Annotated in this window: 16 protein-coding genes and 1 riboswitch; of the genes, 3 read left to right on the plus strand and 13 right to left on the minus strand. The window is 31.2% G+C overall.

The features are described from left to right. Nucleotides 1-123: 123 nt before the first annotated feature. From H0I27_RS14930 to H0I27_RS14990, 13 genes are all read right to left on the minus strand, one after another. Nucleotides 124-1,179 (minus strand): NAD(P)/FAD-dependent oxidoreductase, encoded by a 1,056-nt coding sequence (locus H0I27_RS14930; protein WP_218731406.1) that lies wholly within the window; start codon nucleotides 1,177-1,179, stop codon nucleotides 124-126. A gap of 1 nt (nucleotide 1,180) precedes the next feature. Then, the gene (locus H0I27_RS14935) at nucleotides 1,181-1,765 is read right to left on the minus strand and encodes a bifunctional precorrin-2 dehydrogenase/sirohydrochlorin ferrochelatase (protein ID WP_165733131.1); all 585 of its coding nucleotides are present in this window, start codon (nucleotides 1,763-1,765) and stop codon (nucleotides 1,181-1,183) included. 4 nt (nucleotides 1,766-1,769) lie between these two features. Next, a complete protein-coding gene (gene cobA / locus H0I27_RS14940; RefSeq protein ID WP_218731407.1) occupies nucleotides 1,770-2,540 on the minus strand; it encodes a uroporphyrinogen-III C-methyltransferase in 771 nt (256 codons plus the stop codon). Nucleotides 2,541-2,556: 16 nt separating this feature from the next. Continuing rightward, nucleotides 2,557-4,650: a HEPN domain-containing protein gene (locus tag H0I27_RS14945; protein ID WP_218731408.1), complete on the minus strand. Its 2,094-nt coding sequence runs from the start codon at nucleotides 4,648-4,650 to the stop codon at nucleotides 2,557-2,559. Nucleotides 4,651-4,747: 97 nt separating this feature from the next. Beyond that, nucleotides 4,748-5,995 carry a sulfate adenylyltransferase subunit 1 gene (locus H0I27_RS14950; RefSeq protein WP_218731409.1) on the minus strand — a complete coding sequence of 416 codons (1,248 nt, stop codon included), beginning with the start codon at nucleotides 5,993-5,995 and terminating at the stop codon, nucleotides 4,748-4,750. A 188-nt stretch (nucleotides 5,996-6,183) separates the two neighbouring features. Next, entirely contained in the window at nucleotides 6,184-7,089 is a 906-nt protein-coding gene (cysD, locus tag H0I27_RS14955) for a sulfate adenylyltransferase subunit CysD (protein ID WP_218731410.1), read from the minus strand. Nucleotides 7,090-7,099: 10 nt separating this feature from the next. Continuing rightward, the gene (locus H0I27_RS14960) at nucleotides 7,100-7,714 is read right to left on the minus strand and encodes a phosphoadenosine phosphosulfate reductase family protein (RefSeq protein ID WP_218731411.1); all 615 of its coding nucleotides are present in this window, start codon (nucleotides 7,712-7,714) and stop codon (nucleotides 7,100-7,102) included. Next, nucleotides 7,714-7,977, minus strand: a complete 264-nt coding sequence (locus H0I27_RS14965) for a DUF2061 domain-containing protein (protein ID WP_208891073.1) — start codon at nucleotides 7,975-7,977, stop codon at nucleotides 7,714-7,716. Before H0I27_RS14965 ends, H0I27_RS14960 begins: the two co-directional genes overlap by 1 nt. Before the next feature lie 329 nt (nucleotides 7,978-8,306). Beyond that, nucleotides 8,307-8,720, minus strand: a complete 414-nt coding sequence (locus tag H0I27_RS14970) for an Rrf2 family transcriptional regulator (RefSeq protein ID WP_165733138.1) — start codon at nucleotides 8,718-8,720, stop codon at nucleotides 8,307-8,309. A 144-nt stretch (nucleotides 8,721-8,864) separates the two neighbouring features. Further along, on the minus strand, nucleotides 8,865-10,073 hold the full coding sequence (locus tag H0I27_RS14975) for a polysaccharide lyase family 7 protein (RefSeq protein WP_254713100.1): 1,209 nt from the start codon (nucleotides 10,071-10,073) through the stop codon (nucleotides 8,865-8,867). A gap of 137 nt (nucleotides 10,074-10,210) precedes the next feature. Continuing rightward, nucleotides 10,211-11,380, minus strand: coding sequence for an O-succinylhomoserine sulfhydrylase (locus tag H0I27_RS14980; RefSeq protein WP_218731413.1), 1,170 nt, complete (start codon nucleotides 11,378-11,380; stop codon nucleotides 10,211-10,213). Nucleotides 11,381-11,547: 167 nt separating this feature from the next. Beyond that, nucleotides 11,548-14,952, minus strand: coding sequence for a bifunctional aspartate kinase/homoserine dehydrogenase I (gene thrA / locus H0I27_RS14985; RefSeq protein ID WP_218731415.1), 3,405 nt, complete (start codon nucleotides 14,950-14,952; stop codon nucleotides 11,548-11,550). Nucleotides 14,953-15,056: 104 nt separating this feature from the next. Next, complete coding sequence (locus H0I27_RS14990; protein WP_218731417.1) at nucleotides 15,057-16,331, minus strand: O-acetylhomoserine aminocarboxypropyltransferase/cysteine synthase family protein; 1,275 nt, start codon at nucleotides 16,329-16,331, stop codon at nucleotides 15,057-15,059. 123 nt (nucleotides 16,332-16,454) lie between these two features. After that, nucleotides 16,455-16,578: riboswitch (SAM riboswitch) on the minus strand. Nucleotides 16,579-16,999: 421 nt separating this feature from the next. Here H0I27_RS14990 and metK point away from each other — a divergent pair. The 3 genes from metK to H0I27_RS15005 all read left to right on the plus strand — a co-directional run bounded on the left by metK (nucleotide 17,000) and on the right by H0I27_RS15005 (nucleotide 21,825). Then, the gene (gene metK / locus H0I27_RS14995) at nucleotides 17,000-18,256 is read left to right on the plus strand and encodes a methionine adenosyltransferase (RefSeq protein WP_218731419.1); all 1,257 of its coding nucleotides are present in this window, start codon (nucleotides 17,000-17,002) and stop codon (nucleotides 18,254-18,256) included. Nucleotides 18,257-18,631: 375 nt separating this feature from the next. Beyond that, nucleotides 18,632-20,530, plus strand: coding sequence for an NADP-dependent phosphogluconate dehydrogenase (gndA, locus tag H0I27_RS15000; RefSeq protein WP_218731420.1), 1,899 nt, complete (start codon nucleotides 18,632-18,634; stop codon nucleotides 20,528-20,530). Between the two features lie 20 nt (nucleotides 20,531-20,550). Beyond that, complete coding sequence (locus H0I27_RS15005) at nucleotides 20,551-21,825, plus strand: Nramp family divalent metal transporter (RefSeq protein WP_218731422.1); 1,275 nt, start codon at nucleotides 20,551-20,553, stop codon at nucleotides 21,823-21,825. Nucleotides 21,826-21,846: the final 21 nt, after the last annotated feature.

The raw sequence follows: 21,846 nt of genomic DNA on the forward strand, positions 1-21,846 counted from the left end.
GTTAGACCTCAAAGGTTTTAAAAACCTTTGAGGTCTATGTTATTCTCTTTTATTAATTGTCTACTAAATTAAGTAAACCTAACAATTTATACCAATAAGGTTTTTTGAAAACTTGCTAAAAAATTACTGAATAGCTTTTACAACTGCTTTTGGCGCATCTTTTCTTGTTCCATCAAATCCTTCTACACCACCAACAGTAGTATATTTCATAACGTATTTCTTATCTGGAAAAATTCTTTTGTAAGCACTCTGACACATTAAAGTTGCTTCGTGAAAACCACAAAGAATTAATTTTAATTTACCAGGATATGTGTTTACATCTCCAATAGCGTAAATACCAGGAATATTTGTTTGATAGTCTAATGCATTATTTACTTTAATTGCATTTTTCTCAATCTCTAATCCCCAGTCTGCAATAGGTCCTAATTTTGGAGATAAACCAAATAAAGGAATAAAATGATCTGTATCTACAATAAAAGCATCTTCTCCTTTTTTCTCTACAGCAACACCCGTTACTTTATCTGTTCCGATAATTCCTTTTACTTCTGCAGGAGTTATCATTCTAATTTTACCTAAATTCTTTAATTCTTGTACTTTTTCTACAGAATCTAAAGCGCCTCTAAATTCATTTCTTCTATGAATTAAAGTTACTTCAGATGCAACGTCTGATAAGAAAACAGCCCAATCTAAAGCAGAATCTCCACCACCAGAAATTACTACTTTTTTATCTCTATAAAATTCTGGTTCTTTAATAATATATTCTACACCTTTATCTTCAAAATCTGCAATATTAGGTATCAATGGTTTTCTTGGCTCAAAAGAACCTAAACCACCAGCAATTGCAACAATTTTAGCATGGTGTTTTGTTCCTTTATTGGTTGTAACAATAAAAGTACCATCCTCTTGCTTATCTATTGTTTCTGCTCTTTCTCCTAATGTAAAACCAGGTTCAAACTGCTTTGTTTGCTCAATTAATTTATGTGTTAAATCTCCTGCTAAAATTTCTGGATATGCAGGAATATCATAAATTGGTTTCTTAGGATAAATCTCAGAACATTGCCCACCTGGTTGTGGTAATGCATCAATTAAATGACATTTTAATTTTAATAAACCAGCTTCAAAAACTGTAAATAAACCTGTTGGACCTGCTCCAATAATTAGTATATCTGTTGTAATCATCTTAAGACTCTTTTTTCTCTATTAATCCTTTGGTGAATTCGTTTAGTGTTTCCACTTTTTCTTCGAAATCTCCTTTTATTGTTTTTCTAAACTCGTTTAAATTCTTAACCAAATCGTCTACGTTTTCCGGAATTACATCCTCAAAAAACTGACGTAATCTTTTGGCTGTTGTTGGCGATTTTCCGTTGGTAGAAATGGCTACTTTTACATTTCCTTTGGTTACAATACCGCCCATATAAAAATCACAAAAAGGAGGATTATCAGCAACATTTACCAATATACTTCGCTTTCTACAATGTTTATAAACCTTTTCGTTAACTTCTGGAAACTCTGTTGTTGCCACAACAATATGTTTTCCTTTTAAGTAACGTTTATTATATTTTTCTTTAATCAGTTTTACGTTTCCCTTCTTTGCTAATGCAGTTGTGCCTTCCCTAAACATAGGTGAAACCATGGTTACATTTGCATCTGGACTTGATTTTAATAAAAACGTTAATTTTTCTTCTGCTACAAAACCACCTCCAATGATTAAAACCTGAAGATTTTTAGTTTTTAAAAAAATAGGATATAAATTATTTCTTTCCATAAACCTATCCTTTTAACTCATTTGCATACTGTTCTTGAATATCTAAAATTACCTGACGATGTTTTACTACTTCACCCAAAACAATAATTGCCGGATTTTTCAATTCATTATCAGCAACAATTTTTTCTATGGTGTCTACAGTACCTATTCCTAATTTTTCTCTAGAAGTAGTACCTCTTTGAATAATTGCAACTGGTAAGTCATTTTTACCTTCTGCTTGAAATAATTTTACAATTTGAGGCAGTTTGCTCATTCCCATTAACACCACAATGGTTGCATTAGACTTTGCAGCCAACTCAATATCATTAGAAATTTTATGATCTTTTGTGGTTCCAGTAATTACCCAAAAACTCTCTGCACTACCACGTTTTGTTAAGGGTATATTTTGATAAGCTGCTACCGCTAACGAAGATGAAATTCCTGGAACAACTGCAACTTCTAAACCTAAATTTGCGGCATATTCCATTTCTTCTGCACCTCTACCAAAAATAAATGGATCTCCACCTTTTAAACGAACTACATGTCCGCTAGATTTTGCTCGTTCAACAATTAACTCATTAATTTGTTCTTGCTGATATTTATAACACCCTCTACGTTTTCCAACGAAAATTTGTTCGGCTTCCGGATTTATATATGCTAATAACTCTTCATTCACCAAAGCATCATATAAAACTACATCGGCAGTTTTTAAAACCTTAATGGCTTTTACTGTAATTAAATCTATATCTCCAGGGCCTGCACCTACAACGGTTAACTTTGGTGTTTTTAAACTCATTTTATTCTTTTATAACTTACTTTGCAATTGCAGTTTCAGCATTTCTAAAAGCTCTTACTTTCTGTAAAAACGTATTCGCATCGCTAATATACTTCTTTGCAAATTCTTCTGTTGGCGAAAACTTATTAATTTGATAAATTAAATCTGCAAAAGAACCTCCTAAATCTATTTTTTCTGATGCAATAAAGTACTCATCAAATTGAGAAACGATACTTGCATGTGTATTTGTTTTCTTATCTGCTGCTAATAAAGACGCTTTTGCAGAGTTTACAATAGACTGATATGCGTAATAAATAGCTCCTGAATATACTTTGTTTTCAAAAGCTTCATTTGCATTTTCAATTTTCTCATCACTTTCTAAGAATAAAGTCGCAATTAAATCGATTACAACACCAGCACATTCTCCAATTCCTATTTCCTTTACATATTTATCTGCTTCTCCCCAATCGATAAAATCTTCTTGAGTTAAATTAGTAACATCTTGTAAATCGTTTAATAAATCATAAAAATAACGTTCTCCAGTCACTTTATAATACTCTACAAATGATTTTCCATCAGCATTTGCTTCAAAATCGTTAAAGATTCTACGCAAAGCTTCTGGTCCTCTTTTACTTGGTACTTTTACTACTTTATCTGCAAATAATGCATTTCCGTTTCCTAAGTTTCCTCCACCTAATAAAACTTGTAATGCTGGCGCCACTAATTTATCTGGAGTTCTAACAGTCATTCCTTGAAAACCAATGTTTGCCATGTTGTGTTGTCCACAAGCATTCATACAACCACTAATTTTAATTACTAAATCTTCATTTTTTAAGTATTGAGGATATTCAGCCGCAATCACTTTTTCTAGTTCTGCTGCAATACCCGTACTACTTGCAATACCTAAATTACAAGTATCAGTACCAGGACACGCAGTAATATCTACTGCTTTGTTATAACCTGCTTCTACAAATCCTAATTTTTCTAACTCTTGATAGAAATAAGGAACTAAATCTTCTTTTACAAAAGGAATTACAATATTTTGACGCAAGGTTAAACGGATTTCTCCTGCTGCGTAAGTATCAACTAAATCTGCTAATAAACGTGCTTTATCTGTGTAAAAATCTCCTAATAAAACTTTAATTCCGATAGCAACATAACCTGCTTGTTTTTGCGGAATTAAGTTGGTAGATTTCCATAAATCAAATGCTTCTTTATTTTTTATCTCTACTTGTGGAGCATCAACAGCAACTGGAGTTGATGCAACATAACCATCAGCATCAATAGCAACTGATTTTAATTCGATAGCCTTTTGTTCTTGTGCTACCAATTCTTTAAAAGCTTCTAAACCGATGTCTTTTAATAAGAATTTCATTCTTGCTTTGGCTCTACTTTTACGCTCACCATAACGATCAAAAACTCTTAAAACACCTTCCATTACTGGAATAATTTTATCTGATGGTAAAAACTCATATAAAGTTTCTGCATGTCTTGGCTGAGAACCTAACCCTCCTGCAACCATCACTTTAAAACCTATTACACCGTTTTCAATTTTAGCTATAAAACCTAAATCATGTAAATAAGATAAACCTGTATCTTCATCTGTTGAAGAAAAAGAAACTTTAAATTTACGTCCCATTTCTTGACAAATAGGGTTACGTAAAAAGAATTTATACAAAGCATCTGCATACGGAGAAACATCAAAAGGTTCGTTTACATCGATACCCGCAGTTTCTGATGCTGTTACATTTCTAACAACATTTCCACAAGCTTCACGCAAGGTAACATCATCTCTTTCTAATTCTGCCCATAACTCTGGCGTTCTTTGTAAATCTACATAGTGAATTTGAATATCTTGACGTGTTGTAATATGTAATCTTCCTCTAGAATACTCGTCTGAAACTTCAGAAATTCTACGTAATTGATTACTCATTACTTTACCATAAGGCAATTTAATACGAATCATTTGTACGCCTTCTTGACGCTGACCGTAAACACCTCTTGCTAAACGTAAACTTCTAAATTTTTCTTCATCTATTTCTAGATTATTGAATGCTGCAATTTTATCTGCTAATTCAATAATATCTCTTTCTACAACTGGATTCTCTATTTCGGTTCTAAAACTCTGCATTTTTTCTAGTATTTAGTAGTTCGTATAAAATATTAAGCAATTCTTAATACCTTAAAATTCTACTTTAATTTTACTGTTCCTTTATTCTTTATTCTTACTACTTGATAAAACCAACACCTACTGTATTGTTCGTTTTTGGATCAATCAAAATAAAAGATCCATTAGATTTATTATCTTTATAAGAATCTACCAACAAAGGCTTGCTTAATTTTAATTGTATGTCTCCTATTTGGTTTAAGACTAATTCTGATGGATTTTCTTCAATTCCAGAAAAATCAGTTTTAATGATACTTGATAATTGTGTAATTTTTGCCTGCGCATCATTTACACCATGTTTAATGTAATATTTTTGCGACGCTTGTAAAGGTTCTTTGTCCATCCAACAAATGGTTGCATCTAATTGTTTTGCAATTGTTGGTTCTTCATTAATTTTTACCAACATATCTCCTCTACTTACATTTACATTATCTTCTAACGTAATGGTAACAGAACTTCCTCTTTTTGCAGTATTAAATTCTTTGTCGAAGAAATTAATACTCTTAATCTTAGATTTTGTTTGAGAAGGTAAAACCGTAATTTCATCTCCAACAGATAAATCTCCTCCGTAAATTTTACCAGCATACCCTCTAAAATCGTGATATTCTTCTGTTTTTGGTCTAATAACCGTTTGTACAGGAAAACGAACTTGAGAATCATCTGCAATATCTTCTACATCTAATTTCTCTAAATGATCCATTAATGTATCACCTTTATACCAAGGAGTGTTTTCTGATTTATTTACCACATTATCTCCTTGTAAAGCAGACATTGGAATAAATGTTAAATTCTGACCTTTATATTCACTTTTACTTGCTATGTATTCTATTTCGGCTTTAATTGCATTGTATTTTTCTTCAGAAAAATCAACTAAATCCATTTTATTTATTGCAATTACAACATCTTTAATTCTTAATAAATTATTGATAAAAAAATGTCTGTACGTTTGTTCTATAACACCGTTTCTTGCATCGATTAAAACAATAGAAGCTTGCGCTGTAGAAGCACCCGTAACCATATTTCTTGTATACTCTATATGACCTGGAGTATCTGCTATAATAAAACTTTTACTTGGTGTAGAAAAATAGATATGTGCAACATCAATAGTAATTCCTTGTTCACGTTCTGCAACTAAACCATCTGTTGCTAAAGAAAAATCTAAATAGTCGAAACCACGTTGTTTACTTTTTTCTTCTATTGCTTCTAATTTATCGTCAGTTAATGATTTTGTATCGTATAAAATACGACCAATTAAGGTACTCTTACCATCATCTACACTACCTGCTGTTGCTATTTTTAGTACTTTCATTTTTTATCAGCTGTTCGCTATTAGCCTTTGGCTTTTAGCTTAATTTGTATTCATTTTTAATACTTACAAAGCGATTAAATTTTGTAAGGTGTTTGCAAATAGTTGCGTTAGGGATTGAAACGACATCCTTTTTTTGTTCTTTTCAAAAAAAGATATAGTGAAAAGCCCGTTAAAACGCCCAAAGTATTCTAAAAATACCCTTGTTGTTTACGTTTCTCCATTGCTGCTTCAGAACGTTTATCATCTATTCTTGCACCTCTTTCTGAAATGGAAGAATCTCTAATTTCTTCTACAACTTTTGCAATATCGACTGCGTCGGATAAAACTGCTGCTGTACAACTCATATCTCCAACAGTTCTAAAACGAACCATTCTTTCTTCTACAACTTCTTCTTTATCTCTAAAAACAACGTCGTCATCTGCAGACCAGATCATTCCGTCTCTTACAAAAATCTTTCTTTTGTGTGCAAAATAGATAGAAGGAATTTCGATGTTTTCTTGTTTGATATAAGACCAAACATCTAATTCTGTCCAATTAGAAATAGGGAAAACACGTACATTTTGACCTAAATCTATGCGTCCGTTTAACATATCGAATACTTCTGGACGTTGGTTTTTCTCATCCCATTGACCAAAATCATCTCTTACAGAAAAGATTCTTTCTTTAGCTCTAGCCTTTTCTTCATCTCTTCTTGCTCCTCCAATACATGCATCAAAACCAAACTCTTCTATAGCGTCTAATAAGGTTTCTGTTTGCAACATATTTCTACTTGCATATCTACCAGTTTCTTCTTTAACTCTACCAGAATCTATATTGTCTTGTACATTTCTTACAATTAACTCAACACCTAATTCTTTTGCTAAACGATCTCTAAATTCTATTGTTTCAGGAAAGTTATGACCTGTATCAATATGCATTAAAGGAAAAGGAATTTTTGCAGGATAAAATGCTTTTTGTGCTAAACGCACTAACGTTATACTGTCTTTTCCTCCAGAAAAAAGCAACACAGGTTTTTCGAACTGCGCTACAACTTCTCTAAAAATATAAATTGCTTCACTTTCTAAAGCATCTACTTGTATTGTTGTATTACTCATAATTATCTTTTTAGATGTGTAAACCACATTCTCTGTTACTTTCTACTTTTGTTGGATCGAAATATGTAAACTCATTTGGCAAATTTTGCGCTACTAAATAAGCATCTAACTGTTCATCTGTCCAATTATAAAACGGACTCACTTTTACCACACCGTCTTTACTTTGAGAAACAACATCTATACTATCTCTAAATGCAGTTTGACCTTTTCTTAAGTTTGTAAACCAAACATCTGGTTGATGTTCTTTCATAGCTCTAGAAAATGGTTCTAACTTAACTTGTTCTGTAAACAAAACATGTTTTGGGTCTTCTACCGAAGGAACTCCTAAAACAACATTTCTATGAGCTGCAGTTTGTTTTGGTGTATATAAATGAATATTTAAATTCAGCTTTTCTATAATATCTTCTGCATGTTTATACGTCTGCATCGTATTGTAACCTGTATCACACCAAATTACTTTAATGTCTTTTTGCACATCCGTAACCGCTTTTAAAATTGCAACTTCATAAGGTCTGAAGTTGGTTGTGATTACTGGATTTTTAGCAAAAGAAATAGCCCAAGCTATAATTTCTGCTGGACTTTTATCTTTTAATTCTGCGTTAACTTGTGTTAAGTTTAAGCTCATTACTTTCCCCATTTTATTTTATTCCATACTCTCTCGTGAAAGAAGTATAAAACTAACTTTGTTAAAAAATCTATTGATGCAATTGAAGTAGCTACTGATAACTCCCCTGTTAAGAGGTAAGACACTATTAAAGTATCTACGGTACCTATAACTCTCCAACTTAATGCCTTAAGCACACTTCGTAAAGGTTTTTCAGAAGTTTTATCTTCTTTAAAACCTTTAGTCTGTGCTTTTTTACTAAAAATGATTTGGTCTAAAATCATAAAAAAAATTAATTCAAATAATTACCCTACTACTTTAATAGGGTATGCAAATCTACATTATTATTATACAAAAAGTCGGGATTAAATCTTAAAAATTACCTAAACCCTATAGATTTAGTAGATTAATAAAAAAAAGGCAAATAAATTATGAATATGTAACCACTACAAGGATTTAGTAATTAAAATAATACAAAGGGACTATGAAGTGTATTTGTAAAGATGTATTGTACTCAATATTAATTGACTAAAGAAGCTTACAATTAATCTAACTATAGAATTGTTAATTAACAGATTACCTACTCTATAGAACTTACATTTTTGTTATAAATTTAGCAATTACACAAATCTGCAAGAGTAGTATTTTTAAAAATCTGCAAAGAACTATCCCTTACCTGAACCATTAACTTGTTTACAGCACAAAGGTTTTCATCAGGACAATCTGCACATTTTTCGTAGAAATTTAAACTAACACAAGGAATCATGGCAATTGGCCCTTCTAAGATTCTCATAATAGTAGTCATTTGAATATCTTTAGGCTCTTTTAAAAGATAGTAGCCACCACCTTTTCCTTTTTTAGACGCTAACAATCCGTTTTTACGAAGGGTTAAAAGAATAGTTTCTAAAAATTTTAAAGAAATATTTTCATTTTTAGAAATCGTAGCAATAGAAACAGGCGTTTTATCTTCTAGTCTTGCAAGATAAGTAAGTGCTTTAATTCCGTATTTTGTTTTCTTTGATAGCATAGTGCAAAATTACACAATTTAATTACTATACTAAAACAGTAGGATATACTTTTTTACAAATATCTTTTAAAACTAAAAACCCACTAAGTATTATCTCAGTGGGTTTATAGTTTAATCTAAAATCTAAGTATTTTTAACCCTAACTTAATTTGCAGTGTGCGACTTTTCTAAAGCGTAAAAAGTAGCTTGCACATAATCATCAGCATCTCCAGTGTTATTTTGATTATAAACTCCAGCTTTAAAATACATGTATTGTCCACCAGTATTATAACCACTATTTGCCATAACTACAGTTTTAACAACATCTGCTTTACCTTCTCTTATAATAGTAACCGTTAGATCATCTCCAACAACTTTAATGTTATAACTAAATTTTTCGTCTAGAGCAATTCCATCTGAAGGATTAGAAGCACTATCACTTCTAGAACCTATCATTTCGTGCCATTGTTCAGCTCCACTTCCCTCTGCAGGTTCGTGTGCAAAATAAATAGAACCGAAAGTATTACCTTCTAATTTTCTATAATAAAGACGGATAGGTTCATCATCATTTGCATGAATTTGACCAACAATAACACGCCCTTGCTGATCAGAATTACCTGTAGTTGTTACATGATTTACAGCAAGTGTTGCAGACATTTCTCCGTCATAACTTGCAGCGGCAGTTATATCCGCTTGCGGAGCAGTACCAAAAACCCAATTATTTTTATTAACTCCTTTGGTATCTATACTCGTATTGGTTCCTCTTAGCATTTCGCGAAACTCAACTCTTGTATAACTTGTACCTAGAGATGTTTTAAATCCATCAACTGGACATTTAAAAACCATTCCACCATCATTTGCAGTATAAAAATAAGTATCATTTTTATATTCGCTATTAAGCTCACTTACAGTAATTGTCTTAGCTACACCATTTCCATTATTAGTAGGAATACTCAAATTCCATGTTGATAAATCAAAATTTTGTGATGGTACTTTATTAGGATCTAATTCTCCTGAAATTTCTTCTCTTGCTGCTTGTGTAATTGTTAAACTTTTAGTGATATTATCACCAATAACAGTTATTATTCCTGTACGCTTATTAAACTCAGAGTTTGCTGTTACAGAAATATTTATGATTCTGTTAGTTGTTCCGTTTGTAGGTGTAATGTTAATCCAGTCATTATTATTACTCGTGTACCAATAAGCATTCGCAGTTACCTCAACGGTTTGTGTTTCTTGACTTGCAGAAAATTCAGCAATTGTAGATAAAGACAAAATATCTACTATTTCTTCTTCTGAATCTGCAGAGCTACAAGAAAAAAAAGATAAAAATAATGAACCAATAAATAATAATAATCTGAAAGAAATTTTCATAAAAATAATGACATTAATAATTGAATTTTTAAAAATACAAAATTGGTTAACCAATTTACTGTAATTTTAAATAAAATTATTATTTAATTAAATAAAGAGATTAAAACCAACTCTTTAAACAATCAAAATATCTATTATTAATTATTATCTAAAGCTTGTTTTAAATCAGCAATGATATCAACTGCATGCTCTAAACCTACGGAAACACGAACCAAACCATTAGTAATACCAACTTCTAATCTATCTTCTTCAGACAAACGTCCGTGAGTTGTAGAAGATGGATGCGTAACAATAGTTCTTGTATCTCCTAAATTTGCAGACAATGAACACATTTTTATAGCATCTAAAAACTTTCTTCCAGCTTCAATTCCTCCTTTTATCTCAAAGGCAACAATATTTCCTCCTAATTTCATTTGGTTTTTAGCTACTTCATATTGAGGATGCGACTTTAAAAATGGATATTTTACAAGCTCTACATTTTCATTTTCTTCTAAAAAAGAAGCAACTTTCAAAGCATTTTCACAATGTTTTTCTACTCTAATTGATAAGGTTTCTAAACTTTTAGACAAAACCCAAGCATTAAAAGGAGACATTGCTGGTCCTGTATTTCTTGCAAACAAATAGATTTCTCTTAATAAATCTGCTCTACCAACTGTTACTCCACCTAAAACTCTTCCCTGACCATCAATCAATTTTGTTGCAGAATGAATTACCAAATCTGCTCCAAATTTAATTGGCTGTTGAATGTATGGTGTTGCAAAGCAATTGTCAACAATAAAAATAAGATTGTGTTTTTTGGCAATTTTACCAATCACATCTAAATCTAAAATATCCACAGCAGGGTTTGTTGGCGTTTCTATATAAAGAACCTTTGTATTTTCTTGAATCAAACTTTCTATTAAATCTACCTCATCAACCTTAAAATAAGAAGTTTCAATATTCCATTTGGGCAAGTATTTAGTAAACATTCCATGTGTTGATCCAAATACAGACCTACAAGAAACAATATGATCTCCGGCACTTAACAACGCTGCAAATGACGAAAATATAGCTGCCATACCTGTTGCAAAAGCATAACCAGCCTCCGCACCTTCCATAGCAACAATTTTATCTACAAATTCTGTAGTATTTGGATTTGTAAAACGACTATACAAGTTACGTTCTTTTTCTTCTGCGAAGGATGAACGCATGTCTTCTGCATCGTCAAAAACAAAACTAGAGGTTAAATATAAAGGTGTAGAATGTTCAGAAAACTGACTTCTTTCTGTTTGACTTCTAATTGCTTCTGTTTCGAAATGTTTACTCATAATTTGTATTGTATTATTGTTAGACCGCTATCGCTTTTTAGAATCAAGAGTTAAGACAAAAAAGGGTAATTCCATTCTTTCGCTGCCTTATTCTTGTCTCTTTCAATCTCTTGTTTTTTTAAAATCGTAGTTGACTGAAATACAGCCAACTCATAACTACCTACTATTTAATTATTATGCTTTGCTAACCTTAGAATATCTCCAAAAACACCTCTTGCAGTTACACTTGCTCCTGCTCCTGCCCCTTGTATTACAATTGGTTGTTCTCCGTAAGATTCTGTATAAATTTCAAAAATTGCATCAGAACCTTTTAAAGAACCTAATGGAGTGCTTTTATCTGTAGAAACTAATTTCACTTCTAATTTCCCTTTATTTTGCGACAAATCTCCACTTAATTCACCTATATAACGTAAAACATGATTCGGTTCTTGGTTTTCTTTTATCTTTTGATATTCGTCATTCAATAAGTCTAATTTCCCTAAGAAGTCAGCAGCAGAACCTTCTCTTAAATTTTTTGGAATTAAATTTTTAATTTCAACTTCATCAAATTCATTTTCTAATTCTAATTCTCTTGCTAAAATTAGTAATTTTCTAGCTACATCATTTCCTCCTAAATCTTCACGAGGGTCTGGCTCTGTAAATCCTTTATCAATTGCTTCTTGCAATGTTTTAGAAAAAGGAACATTTTCCGCAGAAAAAGTATTGAATAAATAACTCAAACTTCCAGAAAACACCCCTCTAATTTTAGTAATATTTTCTCCTGATTCATGCAATAAACGAATGGTATCAATTAAAGGTAAACCTGCACCAACATTGGTTTCATACAAATATTGTTTTTTGTACTCTTTTAACTTTGCTCTTACTTCTTTGTAGAAATCAAAAGACAATGTATTTGCTATTTTATTACAAGAAACTAAATCGAAACCAGCTTCGATAAACGGAATGTAATTACTTACAAAATTGACGCTCGCTGTATTATCTACCGCTATCAAGTTTTCAAAATGGTTTGCTTTTGTAAAAGCGATAATATCATCAACAGTTACATTTTCTTCCCCATTTTCTAATAAATTTTGTTTCCAATTTTTAGAAACTCCATTTTTATTCAGCAATACTTTTTTAGAATTTGCTACGGCAAAAACATTCAATTGAATTTTTCTACGCTCTAAAACAGATTGTGTGTTTTCTATAATTTGATCTATTAAAGTTCCACCAACCAAACCTTTACCAAAAACGGCAATGTTTATTTTTTTAGTAACTCCAAAAACTTGACCATGAATTACATTTACTGCTTTATGTAATTCGGTTTTTTTAACCACCAAACTCACATTTTTTCCAGTAACCGTATTATTGAATAAAAGTGGTACAATTTGATTTTTGATTAACGCATTATAAGGATGATGAAATTCACTTAAATCTTGACCAATAATAGAAATCACCGCAACATTACTTACAATAGAAATATGATTTACATCTTGCGAATAAAAATCATTTTCGAATTCTTTTTCTAATGCAGAAACCGCTTCAACCGCTCTATCTGCATCAATAATAAAACCGATTCCTCTTTCTGATGAACCTTGTGCAATGATACTTACACTAATATTACGATCACTTAAAACCTTAAAAATACGAGCATCAACACCAACTTTACCTAATAAACCTCTACCTTCAAAATTCAGTAAAGCAACATTATCTATGGTAGCAATAGATTTAATTCCTTTTGCTGATGAAGATTCTGATGTAATTAAAGTTCCTTTATCTTCTTTATGAAATGTATTTAAAATTCTAAGATTGATATTTTTCTCTAATAACGGAATAATGGTTTTTGCATGTAAAATCGTTGCTCCAAAATTGGCCATTTCATTCGCTTCCGAGAATGATAATTGCTCAATCTTTTTAGCATCTGCAACCAAATCTGGATTTGCTGTAAAAATTCCGCTTACATGTGTATAATTCTGTAACTCATCCGCATCTAAATAATTAGCCAATAAAGCTGCAGTATAATTACTACCATTTCTACCTAAAGTAGTGGTTTCTCCTTTTTTGTTTGATGCTATAAAACCTGTAACAATATTAACTGTTGTGTCATTATTTTTGAAAAAATTAATCACATTTTCTTTAGAAACCGTTGGAATAGGTTGTGCATTTCCAAAGTTTTCATCTGTAATTATTAAAGATCTAGAGTCTACAGCATTTGAAGAAATTTGCTGTTTCTCTAACAAACTAGCTACCAATTTTACAGATAACAATTCTCCTTGAGCTAAAACCTCATCTTTAATTTTATGACTATAATCTCCCAATAAAGAAACACCTTCAAAAATGGTTTCTAATTTAGAAAATTCTTGAGAAAAGTCTACAGAACTATTTGGTTCTGATTGATATGCTTTAAACTTTTCAAACTTTGTTTTATACTCCTTTTTTGACGCTGCCTTATCTAAAATATCTTCTAGTTCGTTTGTAGAATTTCCTCTTGCAGAGGCTACAACGGTTACTTTTATTCCGGCTTTATATTTACTTGCAATAATTTCTATTGCATTTTCTAATCCTTCACCATTGGCTAAAGATTTTCCTCCAAATTTTAAAACTTTCATCTTCTTCTCTCTATAATCTTTATTAAAAATAGGCTCAATAATTTTTTGCAACTGGTCATACTCCATCAAAAATGCATCATGACCATGCACAGAGTTTATTTCATTATACGTAACATTATCTTTTGTTAATGCTAACTTTTTATGTGTTTCTCTGTTTTCTTCCGCAGTAAAAAACAAATCTGAATCCACACCTATAATATGAATATTTGCATTAATTTTATCTAAAATCTCAATATCTTTTTGTCCTCCAATAGTAACATCAATCGTTTTTAATAATTGATTCATTAACTTATAAGAAGATAATTGATATCGTTCTTGCAATGATTTTCCGTGATGTAATAACCAACTTTCTACATCAAAAATATCTGAATCTTGTTTTTTAGATCGATGAAAACGCTCTTTAAAACTTTCTGGAGTTCTGTAGCACAACATAGCGTGCATACGTGCATCATGAACAGGATTGCTAGAATTTACCAGAAATTGTTCTTGAATTTGGCAATTGGCAATTAACCAATCTGTAGATTTCCAATCGGTTGCTATTGGTAAAAAATGTTGTGTTAAATTGTTGTTTAGTACCATCATTTCCCAAGCAATTCCGCCTCCTAAAGAACCTGCAATCAAAGCAAATAGTTTATCAATTTTTAAAATTGATAAACCTTCTAAAAATATCTTTGCAACATCTCTAGCTATAAAGTCTTTATAGTTATCAATTAAAATTCCATCGAAACCATTACCAGGAATATTAAAGGATAAAATGGTATAGGTTTTAGTATTAATTGCCTTTTCATCTCCAACAATATCTCGCCACCAACCTTCTTTACCTGCAACATAAGAGTTACCAGTAAGTGCATGATTTACCAAAATGATAGGAGCTGTCCCTAAATCTTGACCAAAAACCTGGTAACTTAAATTCATTTCCGAAATTAAGGCACCTGATTCTGTAGTAAAATCTTTTATTTTGATATGTTGTAATGGATGTTCCAAATTATTTACTGAATTTTAAATTATTGTCCGTTCGAGCGCAGTTGAGAACTCTTCTATTACAAAAAGTAAAAAAACCTTTCAATTACCCTCGAACAGACATCATTTTATATTTTTGAAAAAGCTGCTGTTAAATCTGCTTTTAAATCTTCTAAATCTTCAATACCAACAGACAATCTAATTAAATCTTGACTTACACCTGCACTTGCTTGTGCCGCTTCATCTAATTGTTGATGCGTTGTACTTGCTGGATGAATTATTAATGATTTAGTATCACCAATATTTGCTAGTAAAGAGAATAATTTGGTATTATCTGCGATTGTTTTTGCTGCTTCAAAACCACCTTTTACTCCAAAAGTTACCAAACCACTTTGTCCTATAGGCAAGTATTTATCTGCTAACGTTTTGTATTTATTACTTTTTAAACCTGGATAGTTTACCCAAGTAACCTCTTCTTGCGCTTCTAACCAAGTTGCCAAAGCCAATGCATTTTCTGAATGTTGCTTAATTCTAACGGGTAAAGTCTCTAAACCTTGAATAATATTAAATGCATTTGTAGGACTTAAAGCTGCACCAAAATCACGTAATCCTTCTAAAATCAATTTAAAAGTAAACGCCGCTGCACCTAAAGCTTCATGATATTTTAAACCATGATACCCTGCAGAAGGCTCTGTAAATTCAGGAAATTTTCCGTTTGCCCAGTTAAAAGTTCCAGCATCAATAATTGCTCCTCCTAAAGAAGTTCCTTGTCCGCCAATGTATTTTGTTAAAGAATGAATTACAAGATTTGCTCCATGTTTAATAGGATTCAATAATGCAGGTGTTGCCACTGTATTGTCAACAATAAAAGGAACTTCTGCTGCTTTTGCATGTTCAGAAATTGCCTCTAAATCTAACACATCTAATTTTGGGTTTCCTAATGATTCTACAAAAAATGCTCTTGTGTTCTCTTGAACTGCAGCTGCAAAATTATCTGGATTATCAGCATCTACAAACGTAGTTGTAATACCTAATCTTGGTAAAGTTACACTTAATAAATTGTAGGTTCCTCCGTATAAACTACTTGAGGCTACAATATGATCTCCTGCTTTTAAAAGCGTTAATAAACCAGTTGCAATTGCTCCTGTACCAGAGGCAAAAACTACGGCTCCAATTCCGCCTTCTACAGCTGCTAAACGATCTTGTAAAATTTGGTTTGTTGGGTTGTTTAATCGGGTATAAATAAAGCCTAATTCTTTTAATGAAAAAAGGTTTGCAGCATGTTCTGAGTTGTTAAAAACGTATGATGATGTTTGGTAAATAGGAACTGCTCTTGTACCTCCATTTTGTGTTACATCATGTCCTGCATGTAATGCGTTTGTTGCTAATTTGTGCGTACTCATTTTTCTATTTTTTTTGAGTTAATAAATAATTAAACCAAAAGTCGAATGCATCAAAAATTTGATGTACTTACTAGAAAAATGTTATTAAGAATTTTACAAATACACGGAAGTGTAATTGTTTACGGGTTATCTATCCAATTTCTGATAAATGAATCTGAAATTAAGTAGAATTTAGCACCTTCTTTTCCTCACGAAAAGGGTTGCTAAGGTTTCAACGGGTCTTTCCCTCCACCTTTCTTGATAACATTTCGATAAGTTATTGAACTTTCTGAATGCAAATATATGTTTAGAAAAATTTAATAACCAAGAAAAAACCGATTTATTTTTTTAGAAATATAAATATCACATTAAAACCCCTTGTTTAATAAGTATCAAACAAATAACAAACAATGAAGTTTGTTTTATTGATGATACCATAATAAAATATTATGCTGAAAAATTATGTTATTAGAATTTAAGCTGTAACTTTGCAAAGAATTTTAGAGGAAAAATTTGAACTGATTGCAACCTCTGACGCTGATATTTATATCTGCTGAAACAAAAAATGCTAAAGCAGTAATATTCTACTACTTTCAGCGACTTATGCAATCTCTTTTTATTTTTCTTGATTTCCAATAGGAAGAACACGTTTAAAAAAAATCAATTTTTAATATTAAAAAAGATTTATTATGTCATATTTATTTACCTCAGAAAGTGTTTCTGAAGGACACCCAGACAAAATTGCCGATCAAATTTCAGACGCTTTAATCGATAACTTTTTAGCATTCGACAAATCTAGTAAAGTTGCTTGCGAGACCATGGTAACAACCGGTCAAGTATTTTTAGCAGGAGAAGTAAAATCTAAAACGTATTTAGATGTACAAAAAATTGCTAGAGATGTAATTAACAAAATTGGTTACACCAAAGGTGCCTATATGTTTGATGGAAACTCTTGTGGAGTTTTATCTGCAATCCACGAACAATCTCCAGATATTAACCAAGGTGTTGATAGAGCAAACCCAGAAGAACAAGGTGCAGGAGACCAAGGAATGATGTTTGGTTATGCTACAGATGAAACGGAAAACTATATGCCTTTAGCATTAGAATTATCTCATAGATTGTTAATTGAATTAGCTGCTTTAAGAAGAGAAAATAAAGATATTCCTTATTTACGTCCAGACGCTAAATCTCAAGTAACTATTGAATATTCTGATGATAATGTACCGCAAAGAATTGACGCTATTGTAATTTCTACACAACATGATGATTTTGACAAGTCTGATGATGTGATGTTAGCAAAAATTAAAAAAGACATTGTAGAAATTTTAATACCAAGAGTGGTTGCAAAATTACCTGCTCATCTTCAAAAATTATTTACAGATAACATTACCTACCATATTAACCCAACAGGTGTTTTTGTAATAGGTGGACCTCACGGTGATACTGGTTTAACTGGTAGAAAAATCATTGTTGATACCTACGGAGGAAAAGGAGCTCACGGTGGTGGTGCTTTCTCTGGAAAAGATCCTTCTAAAGTTGATAGATCTGGAGCATATGCAACAAGACATATTGCTAAAAACTTAGTTGCTGCTGGTCTTTGTAAAGAAGTTTTGGTACAAGTTTCTTATGCAATTGGTGTTGCAAAACCAACAAGTATAAATGTTGAAACGTATAGTACAGCTACTGTAGATTTAACTGATGGAGAAATCAGCAAAAAAGTAGAATCCCTTTTTGATATGCGTCCTTATTTTATAGAAAAACGTTTAAAATTAAGAAGCCCTATTTATTCTGAAACTGCTGCTTATGGTCACATGGGTAGAACTCCAGAAGTAAAAACAGTTACATTTACTAATCCTATGGGAGAGACTACCAGCGAAGAAGTAGAAACTTTTACTTGGGAAAAATTAGACTATGTAGATGCAATTAAAGAAGCTTTTAAGTTGTAAAACTTAAAAAATATAATATAAAAAAGCCTTTAGAATTAATTTTCTAGAGGCTTTTTTTATTGGATATCATTTACTCATATTTAAATTATCTTTATAAAACGAAACGTTTTCAACTCTCTTCTATTGATCAAAAATCAACCTATAAAATTTTACTTTAGTAATTTTTTTATCAAAATTATTCTTACTTCTAAAATTACATTTTATAAAAATCATATTCTAAGAAACTAGACATATCAGAAGTCTGGTCTAACTTAAAAACATCTTTAACACTAATTATCAAGCAATTATATGAATTTCAAAAAAAACAGGTGGATGTAATGGCTTTTAATTTAAAATACATATATTTGGGTGCCCAAACTGGTTAACCAAAAATATATGAGCGATTTAAAAACAAACATTACATTTATTATGGGAGTTTCTGGTTGTGGAAAAAGCACCATCGGTCACCTATTATCTAAAGAATTAAATGTTCCTTTTTTTGATGGAGATGACTTTCATCCTGAAAAAAACATTTTAAAAATGTCTAATGGAGAAGCCTTAAATGATGATGATAGATTCGGGTGGTTACAAACATTAAACAAATTAGCAATAGAACAACTAAAAGATAAGGGTTGTATTATCGTTTGTTCTGCATTAAAAGAAAAGTATCGTACTATTTTAAATACAAACATAAAAGATAGTGTAAAGTGGGTTTTTCTTGATGGTTCTTTTGATCAAATTAAAGAAAGAATGAATCAACGAGAAGGTCATTTTATGAGTTCTGATTTATTGAAATCTCAATTTGATATTTTAGAAGCACCAAAAAACGCCATTAAAGTAGATATAAGTTTAACGCCTAAAAATATTGTAAAAGTGATTAGTAATGAATTATTAAAAAAATCGGAATTTGGATTATTCGGATTAGGAGTTATGGGGAAAAGTCTTGCTCGAAATTTAGCTAATAAAGGGTTTCATATATCGTTATTCAACAGACATGTTGCAGGTATAGAAGAAGATGTTGCTAAAAATTTTAAAAACGAATTCAAAGAACTATCAACAAGTCTTCCATTTGATGATATAGCATCTTTTGCAAACTCTCTAGAGAAGCCAAGAAAAATCATGTTAATGGTGAATGCTGGTAAAATTGTAGACAATGTTATTGAAGATCTATTGCCTTTTTTAGAAGATGGAGATATTTTAATAGACGGAGGAAATTCAAACTATAATAAAACAAAAGAACGTTTTGATTATCTAAAAGGCAAAAACATTCATTTTGTTGGCGCTGGAGTTTCTGGTGGAGAAGAAGGTGCATTAAAAGGACCATCTATTATGCCCGGTGGGAGCAAAGAAAGTTATAAAGGTGTACAACCTTTTTTAGAAGCAATTGCAGCTAAAGATGCCAACAACTTACCTTGTTGTACATATATTGGAACAGAAGGAAGTGGTCATTTTGTAAAAATGGTGCATAATGGAATCGAATATGTAGAAATGCAATTGTTGGCAGAAGTGTTTGTAATGCTAAAAGCATTAGGTCATAATCCAGATGAAATAGCAGCCATTTTAGAATCTTGGAAAGAAACAACAAATAGCTACTTATTAGAAATTACCATTGATATTTTAAGAAAAAAAGAAGATGATGATTGGTTAGTAAACCAAATAATGGATAAGGCAGGTAATAAAGGAACAGGAAACTGGACTACCATAACTACCGCTCAATTAGGAGTACCAAGTTCTATGATTGCTACTGCCCTATTTGCTCGTTATACCTCATTTTATAAAGAGGAAAGAATTACTGCAAGTAAAAATTTAGAATCTCGAAACAACACTAATTTTAACGTTGCCATTGATGATATTTTAAAAGCATATCAATTTGCAAGAATCATAAATCATTATCAGGGTTTTAAATTGATACAAGAAGCATCTAAAAGCTATCAATGGGATTTAAACTTGAGTGAGTTGTCTAGAGTTTGGACAAACGGTTGTATTATTAGATCTGATTTAATGATAGAATTGGTTACAGTTTTTAAATCTACAGACAATATTTTAACTGATAAAACCATCATTCAAAAAATAAAAGCTTTAAAACCTAGTGTTAAAAAAGTGGTTTCTGAAAGTATTTTAAATGAATTACCGATTCCTAACTTTAGTGAATCTATCAATTTCTTAAACAGTTTTGCGATAGCAAATTCATCAGCAAATTTAATACAAGCACAACGAGATTATTTTGGTGCACATACCTACCAAAGAATTAATGACGATTCAAATAAATTCTATCATACTGAGTGGAATAATTAACTAAATAAAAACAATTAACTATGACAACACCCCAAAATAAAAAGTCATTCCTACAAAAAATAATAGCAGTTATTTTAGGATTTGGCCCTGGGATTTTCGCCATTGGATATACCATTGGTACAGGTAGTGTAACTTCTATGATTGTTGCAGGTAGTAAATTTAACATGCAACTCTTATGGGTACTTTTAATAAGTTGCCTTTTCTCTGGAGTACTAATGTTTACTTATGGAAATTACGCTTTAATAACAGGAGAAACAGCTCTTTATGGCTTTAAAAAACATTTTAAATATGGTAAAATATTCGCCATTTTAATTATTGTTGGTATCACCTTTGGTCAATGGAACTCATTAATGGGAATCTTAGGTATTTCTGCCAATATTATTTTTGAAATATTAGCCATGAATTTTGAAGGTTTAATCGCCTATAAATATGAAACCGTTTTAATTACTGCAATTGTAATAATTATTACTTTTTACTTATTAATGCTGGTAGGTAGATACACCTTTTTCGAAAAAATACTTGTCATTTTTGTAAGCTTAATGGGGCTTTCATTTATACTTTCTTTATGTTTTGTACAACCTCTTTCTATAGATGTAGTTAAAGGTTTAATACCAACAATACCAGACGTAGCAGGTGGTAAAATGTTAGTTGCAGCCTTTGTTGGTACTACAATGGCATCAGCCACTTTTTTATCAAGACCCTTATTTGTAAAAGGAAAAGGATGGACTATAAAAAATTTAGATCAACAAAAAAAGGATTCTATAACTGCAGCAATTTTAATCTTTATTATTAGTGGTGTTATTATGGCAGTCGCTGCGGGTGCATTATATTACCAAGGTAAAGAAGTTACACAAGTTTTAGATATGGCAAATACTTTAGAGCCCGTTGCAGGAAGTTGGGCGGTTTCAATTTTCTTTTTTGGAGCATTAAGTGCTGGTTTATCTTCTATTTTTCCGTGCTTATTAATTGCTCCTTTATTAATTGCCGATTATCAATCTGGAGAACTAGATACCAATTCACGTCAATTTAGAATCATAACTGCAATTGCATGTTTAGTAGCTTTAATAGGTCCTGCTTTTGGAGCAAACCCAATAGAAATTCAAATTTTATCGCAAGTTTTTAATGTGTTTGTTTTACCAATTGTTATTCTAGGAATAATTTTAATCGTAAATAACAAAAAAATAATGCAGGGTTACGAAACAAGTCTATTTGTAAATATAGGATTGTTTGCTTCACTCCTTTTTGCATGCATCATTTCTTATAATGGAATATTAGCTCTTATAGAATATTTTTAATACAAAACACAAATCCCTTTA

The sequence above is a fragment of the Polaribacter sp. HaHaR_3_91 genome (assembly GCF_019278525.1).
In the GTDB taxonomy this organism is placed as follows: Bacteria; Bacteroidota; Bacteroidia; order Flavobacteriales; family Flavobacteriaceae; genus Polaribacter.

What these genes read in the sequence shown, in the direction of transcription:
- H0I27_RS14950 (WP_218731409.1), bottom strand. Translation starts at nt 5,995, where the DNA reads ATGAAAGTACTAAAAATAGCAACAGCAGGTAGTGTAGATGATGGTAAG.
- cysD (WP_218731410.1), bottom strand. Translation starts at nt 7,089, where the DNA reads ATGAGTAATACAACAATACAAGTAGATGCTTTAGAAAGTGAAGCAATT.
- metK (WP_218731419.1), top strand. Translation starts at nt 17,000, where the DNA reads ATGTCATATTTATTTACCTCAGAAAGTGTTTCTGAAGGACACCCAGAC.
- H0I27_RS14965 (WP_208891073.1), bottom strand. Translation starts at nt 7,977, where the DNA reads ATGATTTTAGACCAAATCATTTTTAGTAAAAAAGCACAGACTAAAGGT.
- H0I27_RS14945 (WP_218731408.1), bottom strand. Translation starts at nt 4,650, where the DNA reads ATGCAGAGTTTTAGAACCGAAATAGAGAATCCAGTTGTAGAAAGAGAT.
- H0I27_RS14970 (WP_165733138.1), bottom strand. Translation starts at nt 8,720, where the DNA reads ATGCTATCAAAGAAAACAAAATACGGAATTAAAGCACTTACTTATCTT.
- H0I27_RS14980 (WP_218731413.1), bottom strand. Translation starts at nt 11,380, where the DNA reads ATGAGTAAACATTTCGAAACAGAAGCAATTAGAAGTCAAACAGAAAGA.
- H0I27_RS15005 (WP_218731422.1), top strand. Translation starts at nt 20,551, where the DNA reads ATGACAACACCCCAAAATAAAAAGTCATTCCTACAAAAAATAATAGCA.
- H0I27_RS14935 (WP_165733131.1), bottom strand. Translation starts at nt 1,765, where the DNA reads ATGGAAAGAAATAATTTATATCCTATTTTTTTAAAAACTAAAAATCTT.
- H0I27_RS14990 (WP_218731417.1), bottom strand. Translation starts at nt 16,331, where the DNA reads ATGAGTACGCACAAATTAGCAACAAACGCATTACATGCAGGACATGAT.
- H0I27_RS14930 (WP_218731406.1), bottom strand. Translation starts at nt 1,179, where the DNA reads ATGATTACAACAGATATACTAATTATTGGAGCAGGTCCAACAGGTTTA.
- H0I27_RS14960 (WP_218731411.1), bottom strand. Translation starts at nt 7,714, where the DNA reads ATGAGCTTAAACTTAACACAAGTTAACGCAGAATTAAAAGATAAAAGT.
- H0I27_RS14975 (WP_254713100.1), bottom strand. Translation starts at nt 10,073, where the DNA reads ATGAAAATTTCTTTCAGATTATTATTATTTATTGGTTCATTATTTTTA.
- cobA (WP_218731407.1), bottom strand. Translation starts at nt 2,540, where the DNA reads ATGAGTTTAAAAACACCAAAGTTAACCGTTGTAGGTGCAGGCCCTGGA.
- gndA (WP_218731420.1), top strand. Translation starts at nt 18,632, where the DNA reads ATGAGCGATTTAAAAACAAACATTACATTTATTATGGGAGTTTCTGGT.